14 protein-coding genes and 1 pseudogene are annotated in these 13,910 nt (G+C 70.5%); 7 read left to right on the plus strand and 8 right to left on the minus strand.

Features of this window, described 5'->3' with window-relative positions:
- Nucleotide 1 precedes the first annotated feature (1 nt).
- The gene (locus ACFYNL_RS05160; RefSeq protein ID WP_388796605.1) at nt 2-481 is read right to left on the minus strand and encodes a cation:proton antiporter regulatory subunit; all 480 of its coding nucleotides are present in this window, start codon (nt 479-481) and stop codon (nt 2-4) included.
- A gap of 146 nt (nt 482-627) precedes the next feature.
- Between ACFYNL_RS05160 and ACFYNL_RS05165 the strand changes: the two are divergent.
- The 4 genes and pseudogenes from ACFYNL_RS05165 to ACFYNL_RS05180 form a co-directional block, all read left to right on the plus strand.
- Nucleotides 628-1,059: pseudogene (locus ACFYNL_RS05165) on the plus strand (hypothetical protein); the annotation flags it as partial.
- Between the two features lie 234 nt (nt 1,060-1,293).
- The gene (locus ACFYNL_RS05170) at nt 1,294-3,987 is read left to right on the plus strand and encodes a GNAT family N-acetyltransferase (RefSeq protein WP_388797337.1); all 2,694 of its coding nucleotides are present in this window, start codon (nt 1,294-1,296) and stop codon (nt 3,985-3,987) included.
- 15 nt (nt 3,988-4,002) lie between these two features.
- Nucleotides 4,003-4,737 (plus strand): CBS domain-containing protein, encoded by a 735-nt coding sequence (locus ACFYNL_RS05175; protein WP_388796608.1) that lies wholly within the window; start codon nt 4,003-4,005, stop codon nt 4,735-4,737.
- A gap of 16 nt (nt 4,738-4,753) precedes the next feature.
- The gene (locus ACFYNL_RS05180) at nt 4,754-5,251 is read left to right on the plus strand and encodes a flavodoxin domain-containing protein (protein ID WP_388796611.1); all 498 of its coding nucleotides are present in this window, start codon (nt 4,754-4,756) and stop codon (nt 5,249-5,251) included.
- A gap of 348 nt (nt 5,252-5,599) precedes the next feature.
- On the opposite strand, the gene ACFYNL_RS05185 is transcribed toward ACFYNL_RS05180, so the two are convergent.
- Nucleotides 5,600-6,466 (minus strand): GNAT family N-acetyltransferase, encoded by an 867-nt coding sequence (locus ACFYNL_RS05185; protein WP_388796613.1) that lies wholly within the window; start codon nt 6,464-6,466, stop codon nt 5,600-5,602.
- A gap of 284 nt (nt 6,467-6,750) precedes the next feature.
- Here ACFYNL_RS05185 and ACFYNL_RS05190 point away from each other — a divergent pair, with 284 nt between their 5' ends.
- Together ACFYNL_RS05190 and ACFYNL_RS05195 are read left to right on the plus strand one after the other, a co-directional pair.
- Nucleotides 6,751-7,830: a MerR family transcriptional regulator gene (locus ACFYNL_RS05190; RefSeq protein WP_388796616.1), complete on the plus strand. Its 1,080-nt coding sequence runs from the start codon at nt 6,751-6,753 to the stop codon at nt 7,828-7,830.
- A gap of 371 nt (nt 7,831-8,201) precedes the next feature.
- On the plus strand, nt 8,202-8,369 hold the full coding sequence (locus ACFYNL_RS05195; RefSeq protein WP_388796619.1) for a hypothetical protein: 168 nt from the start codon (nt 8,202-8,204) through the stop codon (nt 8,367-8,369).
- Between the two features lie 431 nt (nt 8,370-8,800).
- Here the strand turns inward: ACFYNL_RS05195 and ACFYNL_RS05200 are convergent, their stop codons facing one another.
- Entirely contained in the window at nt 8,801-9,622 is an 822-nt protein-coding gene (locus tag ACFYNL_RS05200; protein ID WP_388796622.1) for an NmrA family transcriptional regulator, read from the minus strand.
- 87 nt (nt 9,623-9,709) lie between these two features.
- On the opposite strand from ACFYNL_RS05200, the gene ACFYNL_RS05205 reads away from it, so the two are divergent.
- A complete protein-coding gene (locus ACFYNL_RS05205; RefSeq protein WP_388796624.1) occupies nt 9,710-10,129 on the plus strand; it encodes a winged helix-turn-helix transcriptional regulator in 420 nt (139 codons plus the stop codon).
- 180 nt (nt 10,130-10,309) lie between these two features.
- Here the strand turns inward: ACFYNL_RS05205 and ACFYNL_RS05210 are convergent, their stop codons facing one another.
- From ACFYNL_RS05210 to ACFYNL_RS05230, 5 genes are read right to left on the minus strand one after another with little or no spacing between them, the layout of a single operon-like run.
- On the minus strand, nt 10,310-11,428 hold the full coding sequence (locus ACFYNL_RS05210; protein ID WP_388796627.1) for a Gfo/Idh/MocA family protein: 1,119 nt from the start codon (nt 11,426-11,428) through the stop codon (nt 10,310-10,312).
- Nucleotides 11,425-12,441 (minus strand): Gfo/Idh/MocA family protein, encoded by a 1,017-nt coding sequence (locus ACFYNL_RS05215; protein WP_388796630.1) that lies wholly within the window; start codon nt 12,439-12,441, stop codon nt 11,425-11,427. Before ACFYNL_RS05215 ends, ACFYNL_RS05210 begins: the two co-directional genes overlap by 4 nt.
- Nucleotides 12,438-13,202: an HAD family hydrolase gene (locus ACFYNL_RS05220; RefSeq protein WP_388796633.1), complete on the minus strand. Its 765-nt coding sequence runs from the start codon at nt 13,200-13,202 to the stop codon at nt 12,438-12,440. The genes ACFYNL_RS05215 and ACFYNL_RS05220 overlap by 4 nt, the downstream gene beginning before the upstream one ends.
- Nucleotides 13,199-13,663, minus strand: coding sequence for a PTS glucose transporter subunit IIA (locus tag ACFYNL_RS05225; protein WP_388796635.1), 465 nt, complete (start codon nt 13,661-13,663; stop codon nt 13,199-13,201). The genes ACFYNL_RS05220 and ACFYNL_RS05225 overlap by 4 nt, the downstream gene beginning before the upstream one ends.
- The gene (locus ACFYNL_RS05230; RefSeq protein WP_388796638.1) at nt 13,660-13,890 is read right to left on the minus strand and encodes a glucose PTS transporter subunit EIIB; all 231 of its coding nucleotides are present in this window, start codon (nt 13,888-13,890) and stop codon (nt 13,660-13,662) included. Before ACFYNL_RS05230 ends, ACFYNL_RS05225 begins: the two co-directional genes overlap by 4 nt.
- Nucleotides 13,891-13,910: the final 20 nt, after the last annotated feature.

The raw sequence follows: 13,910 nt of genomic DNA on the forward strand, positions 1-13,910 counted from the left end.
GTCAACCCTGGACGATGCGCCGGACTCCGGCGATGCCCTCACGGGTGCCGATGACCACCAGCACGTCTTCGACCTGCAGAGGCTGCTCCGGCCCGGGCGAGGCGATCACATCCTCGCCGCGGACGACGGCCACGATGGAGGCGCCGGTGCGGGTACGGGCCCGGGTGTCCCCCAGCGCACGGCCGGCGAACGGGCTGCCGGGGCGCACCTCGACCTGCTCGGCCCCGAGTCCGGGGACCTCGCGGGTCAGGTCGGCGAACCGCTCGGCGATACGCGGGGCACCGAGGATCTCGGCGAGGGTGTCGGCTTCCTCGCTGGTGAGCCGGAGCACCGGGCGGGCTTCGTCGGGATCGTCACCGGGATACAGCACCAGCTCGAAGTCACCCGAGCGCTGGGCGACGACCCCGACCCTGTCACCGTCGTGGTTGACGAACTCGTACCGCATCCCCACTCCGGGCAGCAGCACCTCGTCGACGTCCATTGGGATCACCCCGTCAGCCATGAATCCGATACCGGTGCGGTCCGTACGCACGGCCCGCCGTGCAGAGATGTTCGCCAGGCGCCGTCAGGTCCAGCGGCACCGGCGCGCCGCCGCTGCCCGGCCTGCTCCATACGGCCTCACGGCAAGTGTCCCGATCACCGGGACGGCGCCGGCAGGGCCGATCGGCCCCTCAGACAGTCCGAAGGTCATCCGGCGGTGGACCGCAGGGGCGGTGCCAGGGGCCCTTCGGCCCTGCGGTAACAGGCTCGGACGGCGGTGCGTCGGCACGACGGGCTGACACCGGTCCGCCGCGTCGCCGAGACCCCCTGACGGTTTCGTCGGCGATCCGACGGAGACCACCAGAGCGGCCGGCCTCCGTCGGATCGCCGACGGAGGCCGCTCCGGTGGTCCTCGCGGCGAAGGCCGGAGCGGACGCCGACGGGCAGCGCGCCGAGCTCCCGCGCGTGGGCGAGCTGCCTTTCGACGCCGCCACCGAGTACACGGCCATCTTCCCCACCGAACCCGACTGCCGCACCCGTATCCACGTCAAGGGCGGCGTCGACGCGCTCCTGGACCTGTGCACCGATGTCCGCACCGAGGACGGCGTGCGGGGCCTCGACGACCAACGGAGCCCGGCGACGGGCGGCAGCCCGGCCACACCCGCGCACTCCGGGCCCCACTCCGAGTCAGGCTCGGGCGCAGGGCCCCGAATCAGGGCCGACCGGCCCGGGGTTCGCCCCCGAACAGCCCATGGGGCGGCCCGCTCGTCCGCCGGATCCTCGAAGTGTCACGAGGTTGGGAGGAGACCCGTCATGACGAACGACGTCCTCGGCCCACGCACCGCCCACGCCCTGCTGGCGGACGGCACGACCGTGTGCATCCGCGCCGTGGAGCCCGGCGACCACGAGCAGGTGCAAGGGCTGTACGAGGAGATGTCCACGGAGAACCTGAGGCTGAGGTTCTTCGCGGCGAGCCGACGTTCCGCAGCCATGGCAGCCGACCGTGCCTGTGCTCCGCCCCGCCCCGGCTACCGGGCACTGCTGGCCGAGACACACGGTCGGCTGATCGGCCTCGCCGAGTACGCCGTCGTCGACGGCACGACCACGGCGGACATCTCCGTGGCCGTGGCCGACGGACTGCACCACCGCGGCGTCGGCACCCTCCTCGTCGAGCACCTGGTCTCGGCGGCCCGCGCGGAGGGCGTAGCCACGTTCACCGCCGACGCGCTCAGCGAGAACCACGAGGTGCTGAAGCTCTTCGCCGATCTGGGCCTGCGCACGACCCGCCGCTTCGAGGGCCCGGAGGTACGGTGCACCGTCGAACTCGGCGAGGACGACACCTACCTCGCAGCCGTCGAGGCCCGCGGACGGGCAGCCGACGTGGCCAGCCTCGTCCCGCTGTTGCGGCCGGACACCGTCGCCGTGGTCGGCGCCGGGCGCAAGCCCGGTTCGGTGGGGCGGGCCATCCTCCACCACCTGCACACCGGCGGTTTCACCGGGCGGCTGTTCGCCGTGAACCCCCGCACCTCCTCGATTCTCGCTGTGCGTTCCTACCCATCGGTGAGTGCGCTGCCCAAGACGCCTGATCTCGTGGTCGTCGCGGTGCCCGGCGCAGCCGTCCCGGCCACCGCCGAGGAGTGCGGCAAGGCGGGCGTACGAGCCCTCCTCGTCGTCACCGCCGGCCTCGACGGCGACCAGGCCGCCGCACTCATGGCGGCGTGCCGTACGCACGGCATGCGGCTCGTCGGGCCGAACTGCCTCGGCATCTCCAACACCGACCCGAGGATCGCCCTGGACGCCACGTTCGCGGCCGACCACCCGCGTCCCGGCACGGCCGGCGTGGCCGTACAGTCCGGAGGCGTCGGTATCGCGCTGCTCGACGGGCTGTCCCGACTCGGCATCGGCGTGTCGTCCTTCGCCTCGCTCGGCGACAAGTACGACGTCAGCGGCAACGACATGCTCCAGTGGTGGGAGAGCGACGGCACGACCGACCTCGCCCTGCTGCACCTGGAGTCCTTCGGCAACCCGCGGGCGTTCTCTCGTACCGCTCGCCGCGTCACCCGCCACATGCCGGTGCTCACCGTCGACGCGGGCCGCACCGAGGCGGGCCGTCGTGCCGCCGCCTCGCACACCGCGGCCGCCGCCACCCGCACCATGACGCGCCAGGCCCTGTTCACCCAGGCGGGCATCACCGCGACCCGTTCCGTCGGCGAACTCCTCGAAACGGCCGCGCTGATGCACTCCCAGCCGCTACCGGCCGGCACCCGGGTCGCGATCGTCACCAACGCGGGCGGCGCAGGCGTCCTGACTGCCGACGCCTGCGCGGAGGCGGGCCTCGTCCTCCCGCCGTTCCCGCCCGAACTGGTCGACGACCTGCGTGCCGCGCTGCCCGCCGGTGCCGCCGTCGGCAACCCCGTCGACGCGACCGCCGCCGTCACGGAGGAGCAGCTCAGGACCTGCGTGGACAGGATTGCCGGCCACGGCGGAATCGACGCCCTGCTGCTGGTCCTCGTCCCGACCGCCGTGGCCGCGGCGACCGGCGACAACCTCGTCGAGGCCCTCACCGGCGGCCCGGGCCGCCGGACACGACCGGTCGCGGCGATACGGCTCGCACAGGACCTGCCCGTCACGCTGCTGCCCGCCGCCGACGGCGGCACCATTCCGTCGTACGCCGAGCCCCAGGCGGCCGCACGGGCCCTGGCCCACGCCGCCCGCCGCGCCTCCTGGCTGAGCCGCCCGCCAGGGACGAAACCCGACCTCGACGAGGTCGACACGGCTCGCGCCCACCAGATCGCCGAGACCTTCCTGGCCGAGAACCCGGACGGCGGCTGGCTCGACCCGCGCACCTGCGCCGCCCTCCTGTCCTGCTACGGCATCCCGCAGCTCGGGTGGGCCTGGGCCGAGACCGAGGACGACGCCGTCATCGCCGCAGAGCGGCTGCGCGGCCCCGACGGCCGGGTGGTGATGAAGGCCCACTGGCCGGGTCTGGTCCACAAGAGCGAGCAGCGCGCCGTTCACCTCGACCTGCAGGGCGATGCCCAAGTGCGGGCCGCCTTCCGGGACTTCGACACCAGGTTCGCGGGCCTGCTGACCGGCGTGGTCGTGCAGCCGCTCGCGGCGCGCGGTACCGAACTGTTCGCCGGAGTCGTCCAGGACGAGGTCTTCGGTCCGCTGGTGCTGTTCGGGCTGGGCGGCACCGCGACCGAGGTACTGGGCGATCACGCCGCCCGGCTCGCCCCGCTCACCGACCACGACGTGCACGACCTGATCACCGCACCGCGCTGCGCGCCGCTGCTCTTCGGCGCGCGTGGCAGCGGTCCGGTCGACCTGGAAGGCCTGGAGCAACTGCTGCTGCGGCTGTCCCGGATGGCGGCCGACCTGCCGCAGCTCGCCGAGGCCGACTTCAACCCCGTACTCGCGACACCGGCCGGGGTGTCCGTGCTCGACGCGCGCGTACGCCTGCTGCCGCGCAGGCCGCAGGACCCGTATCTGCGCCGACTCCGCTGAGAAGGGAAGATGGACATGAAGCACAACAAGGTCGGCTCCGTGATGACCCTGGAGGTCGTCCGTGCCGAGTACGGCACCCCGTTCAAGGAGGTGGCCCGTATGCTGGCCGACCACCACATCAGCGGGCTGCCGGTCGTCGACGAGGACCACAAGGTCCTCGGAGTGATCTCCGAGACGGACCTCATGGTCCGGCAGGCGCGGACCCCGGACCCGTTCGAGCCGCCGAAGCGTCGCTTCCGCTTCTCCGGGCTGACGCGTACCGCACGCAGGCAAGCCGCGAAGGCCCGAGCTCGCACTGCCGGACAGCTGATGACGGAACCGGCCGTCACGGTGCGCGCCGACGCCACCATCGTGGAGGCCGCCCGGACCATGGCCCAGCGGCGCATCGAGCGGCTGCCCGTGGTGGACGAGGAGGAGCGGCTCGTCGGGATCGTGACTCGGCGCGACCTGCTCCAGGTCTTCCTGCGACCGGACCGGGAAGTCCGCCAGGAGGTGATCGACGAGGTGCTGGTCCGCACGCTCTGGCTGGCGCCCCGGACGGTCGACGTCTCCGTGGTCGAAGGAGTCGTCACGCTCACCGGCCCGATGGAGCGCAAGAGCGAGACCGAGATCGCCGTGTCCATGACCCGCCAGATCGACGGCGTGGTCGGCGTGGTCGACAAGCTCACCTACCGGCTGGACGACGCGCGCCTCCAGCCCCAAGCCCAGGCCTTGCACGGCGTCGCCGAAGACTGGCTGCGCAAACTGTGAGAGGAGGCGGACCGTCATGCCCACCAGCGTGCTGGTCGCCTACGGGTCGACGAACGGATCAACCGCGGAGATCGCCGAGGCTGTCGGCGAGGTCCTGCGCAAGGAAGGGCTGACGGCCGAGGTCCGGCCCGCCCCGTCCGTGGCGAGCCTCGCATCGTACGACGCCGTAGTGGTCGGAGGCGGACTGTACGCCGGGCGCTGGCAGAAGGACGCCCGCCGCTTCGTCCGCCGCCACCGCGGGGAGCTGGTCGAACGCCCGCTGTGGCTCTTCAGCAGCGGCCCGCTCGACGCCTCGGCTTCGGAACGGGACATCCCGCCGGTGCCCGGCGTGAAGAAGGCGATGGACCGGCTCGACGCCCGGGAGCACATCACCTTCGGCGGCTGCCTGCGAGAGGGCGCGAAAGGATGGGTCGCCCGGATGATCATCCGCAATGGAAAAGGCGGTGACTTCCGGGACTTCGCGCAGATCGAGGAGTGGGCGGGGCGCATCGGGAGGGAGCTCACCGGAAAATGAGCCGACCGGCCCGGCAACCGGCCCGGCAACCGGCCCGGCAAGCGGTGCGGCTACTCGCCGCGCCGCCCGCCGGGCCGCACCCGACGGTTTGCCTGCCCCGTGCCTTACTCGGACCCGGCTTGCACGCAGGAGACCTCCACGGCACCGGGACGGCACGCACCGTCCGGAACCTCAACGGCGTCGAACAGCAGGTCCTTGCCGCCCTGGAAGCAGCCCACGACCGGCACGAGCCCCCAAGTAGTCGCATCACGCAGTCGCCTGTGGCCGGACCTCGGACGGCCCAGGCCCGGTGCCCGCATCTCGACGATCACCGGGAACCGGGGCCCGCCCTGCCGAGCCGCCACCGTGTCAGGCGGTACGAATCCGGTCCCGCACCTCCGGCCGCGCCTCGAACCCGGCCGCTTTGTACGTGGCGATGCCCCCGGCATTGGAACTCGGCGTGCACACGCGCACGCTCGACGAGCCCATCGCCCGCAGCGTGGCCGCCCCGGCCACGGTGATGCCCCGGCCGTAGCCGCGACCACGGTGGTCCTCGTGCACGCCCATCGGCTCGACCAGCCCCGGCTTCCCCGGGCCGGCCGACCACACCGTCACCACCGCCGCCACGTTGCCCTGGTCGTCATAGGCACCAAGGCAGCGGGCGTCCTCGTAGAACGGTCCCGCCGACATGGCGTGCCAGTACTCGCGTGTCGGCTTCGAGGTGTTGAACGCCGACCGCAGGACGTCCGCGAAGTCCTGCGCCTGCTCCGCGCCGATCTCCCTGATCCGCACGCCGGGCTCCTCCACCGGCTCCGCGAGTCCGCGGAAGAGAGGCGTCCACGGCTCGTCGACACCCCAGCCCTCCTTGGTCAACAGGTCGTGGAGCAGCAGGCCCTGCGGCGCCTCGACGGACACCGTTCCTTCCGGCAGCAGGCCGCGCTCAGGCAACGAGAAGTCCTCGACGAGCCGCCGAGCCAAGGCCTCGTCCTGGAAAGCGTCCGGAGCGACCGTCATCCGCACCAGCGTCGGCGAATCCAGCATCCCGACCGCGAGGATCCGCCCGTCCCGGCTCCAGGTGCGGACCACCGCGGCCGTCTCGGCCGAGCCGAGCCGGTGATTCCAGCCGATGTCGCCCGAATGCAATTGCATCGGCGCTGCGTCGTACTGCCACTCCCGCAGCGCGGCCATGGCCTCGCGCACGCCGTCGTTCGCCGGAGTTCCCAGGACTATCGTCATGGCCGGGATCAGACACCCCTGCCCGAAGGCCCGCAACCGATTAACGAGTTGTCGCGTGAGGGCGGATGAGACGTGTGGTCCCTTCCAGGGGGTCACTTCCCCGTAGGCGCTCCGGCAGAGCAGACCGAACGTCCCCGTAGGGCTGGTTCGTGGCCGATCGCGTTGTCAAAGTCCACGGAGTCGATCGGGCGGCCCCCGCCTCACCCTGGTTTTGACCTTCACCTTGGGGGAGGCCACAGCATCAGTGGGGCCGGGTGATGCGCTCGGCATGAGGAGGAGTGAGCATGGGGTTGCTGACCATCGGGGCGTTCGCGAAGGCGTCGCGGCTGTCACCGAAAGCGCTGCGTCTGTACGACGAGCTCGGCCTGCTGACCCCCGCCCGCGTCGACGCGGTGACCGGCTACCGCCTCTACGCACCGGAGCAGTTGGACCAAGCCCGCCTGGTCGCGTGGCTCCGGCGCTTGGGCATGCCGCTGGCCCGCATCCAGCACGTCTGCGCGCTGGATGCGGGCCCGGCGGGCCAAGAGGTTCGCGCGTTCTGGGCCCAGGTCGAGGCGGACACTGCCGCACGGCGGGATCTGGCCACCTTCCTCATCGACCACCTGTCACGGAAGGACCCCGCCATGTCCCCGACCGCCAAGTCCCTCGGAATCCGTTACGCCGCTCTGTCCGACAAGGGTCTCGTCCGCGAGAGCAACCAGGACACCGCGTACGCGGGATCTCGGCTCCTCGCTGTCGCCGACGGCTGCGGAAGCCAAGGAGCCCCTGCCAGCGCAGCCGCCATCGACGCGCTCAGGCACCTCGAATCCGACAGCATCCCAGCCGGCAACCTCCTCAATGTCCTCGAAGACATCGTCGAACAGGCCAAGCAGGCCGTGGACGACGTCGCCGGGACGGGCTCTGCATCCGAAGGCACCGGGACGACCCTCACCGCGATGCTCTGGACCGGATCGCAGCTGGCCCTCGTCCACATCGGCGACTCCCGCGTCTACCTCCTGCGCGGCGAAGAGCTGTTCCAGATCACCAACGACCACACCTTGGTCCAGTCGATGGTCCACGAAGGGCGCCTCAGCCCGGAAGAAGCCGTCTCCCACCCCCAACGGTCGATTCTGGTCAGGGCCCTGGGCCCAGGAGCCGACACCACCCCCGACATGCGCCTCCACGACGCCCAGGCGGATGACCGATACCTGCTCTGCTCCGACGGCCTGTCAACTGTCGTGGCGACCGGAGACATCCACCGAATGCTCACCGAGATCAGCGAGCCCGAGCAGGCCGTCCGCGAACTCATCGCCCTCGCCCACGCCTCCGGTGGCCCCGACAACGTCAGCTGCGTAGTCGCCGACGTCATCGAGCTCCAGCAGTAGGAGCGAGCGGCATGCACTTCGACTTGCACTTCGACTTGCACCACATCCGCTCTCAGGAACTCATTCGCGAAGCTGACGAGTACCGACTCGCCCGACAAGCCCTCTGCTTTGTGTTGGTAGTGCCTGTGCAGTCGGCGGAAGGTGTTCGACAAGGTGGTCGTGGAACGCCACGCGCAGTGCCCGGTGATCGAGCGCAGGAGGCCATTTGAGGCGTGAGAGGGGGCGTCGTCCAAGCTGGCTTCACGCGCCCTTTCACACTGAAGCAACCGTTTGATTCGTCACTCAAAAGGCTGGTTTTCCGGTGATGGGATTTTCCGCGATCGCGCAGTCGCCGATGCTCGACAAGTCAACCGGAACCTCTGGGAGGTCACATGCGATTTCATCGCGTCCTCACCCTGGTCACCGCCGTGCTGCTCGCCGTCCTGGCGCCCGCTGGGATGGCGCAGACGGCAAGTGCTGACCCGCTCATCCCGAATCCGAACCAGGCCAAGTGCATCTTGGAGAACCCCGACAGGGTGCTCGAGTGTCTGCACCTCTAGCGACGTACCGACCAGGCAGACCGGCCCGACAGGAGGAGTCGTCGACGGCCGCTGCTGCCGTCCGCAGTAGCGTTTCGCCCGTGCGGCCAGTTCCTAGCCGCACGCAATGACGACCGACCGTCGGTCGGTTCAACGCTGATGGCAGGCGATGGCCCTCCGACGAAAAGGCGCTGTTCCAGGTCGCCAACCGCAGCGAACTGCGCCACCGCAGGTCCGATGCGCGGACCTTCCTGATGTCCATGTGTCCCATGTGTTCGGGCCGACAAGCGGTGATCCGGTGATGTTCACGGCTGGCCCGACTGCGGTCGATGAATCTGATCAGAGCGGATGCGGATCGATCTGCGAGCTGAGTGGCTTGTCGACGCAAAATGAGTCCTCCCGAGGCCATCACAGGGAGGACTCATTCCGCTGCTCGGCGCGCGGCGTCGCTGCTAGGCGCTGGTGTCCGGTCGTGTGGCGGACGCGGCTGCGACAGCCGTAGCCAGGGGGTCGCGGGCCGGGCGTCCGAGGAGGTCTGCGAGGTCGGAGGCGGCGCCGCCCAGAAAGCCGTGTCGGACGCCAGTGGCGATCGAGGCGAGCATGGGCGGCTGGAATGGCAGGAGCCCTGGTATTTCCTCGAGCAGCCTGCGCCGGTACTCGCCCAGGCCGATGGTGTGGTGGGGGACTCCGAGTCGGTCAGCCACCTGCCCCGCCGTGATCGGCGTGCCGACGAGGTCGTAGACGCACCCGCTGTGTGCTGCCGGATTCGCCGCAACGAGCGCCGCGGTCTCGGCGAGATCTTCCCGCGCGACCGCGGCCAGGGCACCATCCCCGAACGCGGACTCCACCCCGTGTTCGGCCCACATCAGCAAGCCGCCGAAGAGTTCGGCGTACAGTCCGTTGCGCAGGATCGTCCACGACAATCCGCTCGCCTGCACAAGACGTTCCGTGGCTCGGTGCGCGAGGGCGAAACCGAGATGGTCGCCGGCGGTGGTCAGGCTCGTGTAGACGACGTGGCCGACGCCGTCGCGGACGGCCGCCTCCAGGGCCGCCGCGTGCCGCTCGACGACCTGGTCGTCCTCGGCATAACCGGCAGAGATCAGCACCAGCGTCGACACCTCGGCGAGATCAATGCTCATGCGGTCGTCGAAGTCGAGACGTTGCATCCCCTCGCCCGGCGTGCGGCTACCGCCCCTCGTGGCGACGCCGCGGGAACGCAGCGCCGCAAGGGTGGCCGAGCCGAGGTTCCCGTTTGCTCCGGTCACCAAGATCATGTCAATCGCAGTCTTCCGTCGTGGTTCTCATCAGTAACTACGCTTGATCCTCGATCCCACGCCCACTGGCCACAAGAAGGCAGTTTCATGTCACTCACGCACACTGGAGTAACCGCCCCCGCCGACCTCGACCCCTGCGGACGCGAGGACCACCCCGACTGCGGTATTCGCGACGTCCTGGACCGCATCGGCGACAAATGGTCGGTGCTCGTGATCGTTGAACTTGCCAGCGGGCCGCGTCGGTTCCGTGAACTGCAGCGCGCCATCGACGGCATCTCCCAGCGCATGCTCACCCTCACGGTGCGCAGGCTCGAACGCGATGGCCTCGTGCTGCGCACCGTGTACCCGACCGTCCCGGCCCAGGTCGACTACCGCCTGACCGAGACAGGGACTGGCCTGACCCACCTGGTCAAGGCACTCGCCGACTGGTCGCTGGCCCACCGTGCCGTCATCGCCGAGGCGCGACGCGCGTACGACGAGACGCACCCCGACCACGAAATCCGCTGACGAAAAACTTTAGAGAACGCGGGTTTTCGGCGACGCGGACAAAGCGACGCGGGCATGCAACCGGGTGCGCAACTCGTAGTCTTCCGCAGTCCTCCGCCCGTACCCGATGAAGGAACCCATCGGAATCGGCGGCGGAAGATGGGCGGCACGCTCTGCCGGAAGAGCGCGCACGCCGAAGGCTCATGAGGTTCGGTGTGGAGTACGAGCGTCGCCGGTGACCGGAGAACGAACTGCGGTAAGGGCATCTCTGGCAGCCGCGTCCACGATGGCGGGTTGGCCGGTGCGCAGGGATGTGTACGCGGCCAGGGCGGTTCGGAGTGTACGCAGTCCTGTCCGACCGTCGGGCTGTGCGCGCTGTCCGGTGCGGGCGGCGGTGAGGAAGGCGTCGAGCATGGCGGCGTCGAGGTCGATGGCGGAGGGTTCCCAGCGGGGCGTGGAGCGCGGGGTGTCGTAGCCGGTGAGCAGTGGCGGGAAGGCGTCGAACTCGGTGAGGGCGCGCTGGCTGACGCACGTGAGGGTGAGGCCGCCCCAGGTGGGATGTGACGCGGGGTGGCTCCAGCTGCAGTCGATGGTGGCGACGAGGCCGCTCGGATAGGTGAGGGTCACCAGGCCGGCCGACTCGACGGCCGGTTCGTCGTCGTCAGCGTCAGCGTCAGCGTCGGCGTCGGCGTCGGGGGAGAGGTGGGTGTTGGCGACGGCGTAGACGTGGGTCGGCTGTTCCCCGTCCAGGAGGACGTCGAGGAGGTCGGCGATGTGCAGCGTGTGGTCCATGACCGCGCCACCGCCTGCGAGGGTCGGATCGGTGAACCAGGGGCGGATCAGGCCGGGAGGACGGGAGTTGTTGACGCCGTGGACGCTGAGCAGCGGCCCCACAGCGCCGTCGGCCAGCGCCTGCCGGAGGGCCGCGAATGCCGGGTGGAACCGGACCGGGTACGCCGTCATGAGACTGACTCCGGCCTGATCGCAGGCGGCGATCATGGCCTGCGCGTCGTCCTCCGTGGTGGCGAGGGGCTTCTCGCACAGGATGTGCGCGCCCGCGGCGGCGGCCAGTTCGGCGAGTTCGCGGTGGCGGGCGTTCTCGCTGGTGATGATGACAGCCTGCGGGCGTTCGGCGAGCGCCTCTTCATAGCCGGCCACATAGCTGACGCCGAGCTCGTCGGCCAGGGCCTTGCCGCGCGTGGGGTCGCCGGGTTCGGCGTCGGGATCGGTCACGACGAGTTCGACGTCGTCCTGCTCGCGCAGCAGCTGGATGTAGGTGGCCGCATGAACGTGGGCGAAGGAAAGGAGGGCGACCTTCATCGGGGGTTTCCTTCCGTGAACGCGTGCCGGACCGGGTCCTGCAGGGTGACGGCGCGGCCGGTGGCTGCGGAGCGGCGGGCAGCTGCGGCGATCTCGACGGCCGCGACCCCGTCGCGGGCGGTCACCCGTGGCACGGGACCCCCCTCGAAGGCCGCGGCGAACTCGCGGATCTGCGCGGCGAAGGGGTCCTCGCCGAAGTCACCCGTCGGCACGCCGTCGCCGGACCCGCGCGATGCGCCGGTCACCCGCAGCGAGGGGTGGGCGAGGGAGTCGTGGGTGAGGGTGCCGTGGGAACCGGCGACGTGGAACGTATAGCGGAACGGAGTCGCGGCCGGGCCCCATGCACCCAGTATCTGGGAGATCACGCCGGATTCGTGGGTGAGGGTGGCGCTTCCGGTGGCCACGGGGCCGTCGTCGGCGCCGGGATTGCCGCGCTGGGTGGCGTGGATGGTGACGACCTCGCCGAAGAGCCACCTGGCGATGTCCATGTCGTGAAGCATCTGGTCGGTGACGATGCCTCCGGAAAGGGCGGGGTCGGCGAACCAGCTGCTCCAGGTCGGAAAGCGGCCGGCACGGGTGAAGCGGGCCACGGCCACCCGGCCGAGCGCGCCGGAATCGACGGCGTCGCGGAGGCGGACGTAGGCGGGGAAGAACCGCACGACGTGTCCGGGACAGAGCAGACGTCCCGCCTCCAGGGCGGCGTCGGCCATCTCGCGGGCGTCCCGCGGCGTCAGAGCCAGCGGCTTCTCGCACAGGACGTGCGCTCCCGCCTCGAACGCCAAGAGGGCGATGTCGTGGTGAGTGGTGGTGGGGGTGCATATGTCGGCGACCACCGCGCCGTCCAGTGCCTCCTCGAGTGAGGCGGCCTCTGTCAGGCCGAACTCCTCGGCGAGCACGGCGGCTTGGCCGTCGGTGGAATGGATGCGGATCCGTGCCCCGAGGGCGATCCAAGCCGGCAGATGGGTGCGGGCGATGAACCCGGCACCGATCACGGCGACATCAAGTCTGCTCATACTCGGTTCTCCTCATCGGTGCCGGCCTCTGTGGCTGTGCGTCCTCGGAGGGCGCGACGGACGTCGCGCACGCTGGCGGAGGTGAGATCGGGAACGGTCCAGCGCGCTCCCGCGCCGGTGAGGTCGGCCTCGGCGGCGGTGGTGGTGACGCCGACGATGTCCCGCACTCCGGCGGCGACCAGGGCACGGATTCCCGACGGCGAATCCTCGAAGGCCAGGCAGCGCCCGGGGCGTGCGCGCAAGGCCGCGCAGGCTCTCAGATAGCCCTCGGGGGAGGGCTTGCCCGCGGTGGTGTCCTCGGCGGTGACGACCACGTCGACCAGGTGCCGTACGTCCAGGACCTTGCCGAGGAGATGGTCCGCCCACCCGGCGCCGGCGCTGGTGATGACGGCCACCGGATACTTCACGCGCAGCCGCCGGATGAGGCCGGCAGCGCCGGGCACGGCTTGGACGCGGTCGGCGCGTTCCAGCGTGAAGGCGGTCATGGTGGACAGCACGGCCGCCGAGTCGGTGCCCGTCCAGGGCCCGGGAACGCCGGCGATGACATCGCCGGGCCGTCGCCCCATGTAGTGCTGCTCGTAATCGGCGTCGGTCACCGTAACGCCCCACGTCTCGAAGAACGCCTGCCAGGCGAGGCGGTGGACCTCTTCGCTGAGCACGAGGGTTCCGTCCAGATCAAGCAGGACCGCCTCGCACCGCGGCCGAGTGCCGGACGCCCGTACGTCCCACTGCCCGGGGGCGTCGCGGCCGGCGGCCGTCACGACGCCGCCCAGCTGAACATCAAGGCCCCGGACCGCACCGACCCGGTGACCGACGGCGCCTGCGCGGATCCGGGCGCGCTGTCGAGGACGACGACCGGACAGACCGCGGACAGACCGCGCGTACGAACCGCGCCGGGGTCGAAGGTGATCACACGGCGACCGACTTCGATGTGTTCTCCTTCGAGGACATGGGTGCGAAAGCCTTCTCCGTTCAGCCGAACGGTGTCGATGCCCAGGTGCACCAGGACGGCCGCCCCGCTGACGGTTCGGATGACGAACGCGTGCGGGCGCACCGTGGCGACCTGGCCGGTGACAGGAGCGGCGACATCCACGGGCCCGGCGTCCGCGGTGGGCTCCACCGCGATTCCCGAGCCCACCATCTGGGCGGCGAAGACCGGGTCCGGTACCTTGCCGAGCGCCGTGAGCGTCCCGGACAGCGGGGCGTAGACCGCAAGGCTCACAGCAGCTCCTTGATGTCCTCGGCCAGTGCGTCGGCCTCCGGACCTACGACGACTTGTACGACACCGACGGAGACAAGGACTCCCAGAGCCCCCGCCTGCTTGAGAGCGCCGACGTCGACGGCGTCCGCGTCGTTCACCTCGGTGCGAAGCCGGGTGATACAGGCTTCTATGTCGCAGATGTTCCCGGCACCGCCGAGCCCCTCGACGATCAACCGTGCTTTGGACATGACAGTGCCCCTCGATGGAT

The organism is Streptomyces sp. NPDC007808 (assembly GCF_042868655.1).
In the GTDB taxonomy this organism is placed as follows: Bacteria; Actinomycetota; Actinomycetes; order Streptomycetales; family Streptomycetaceae; genus Streptomyces.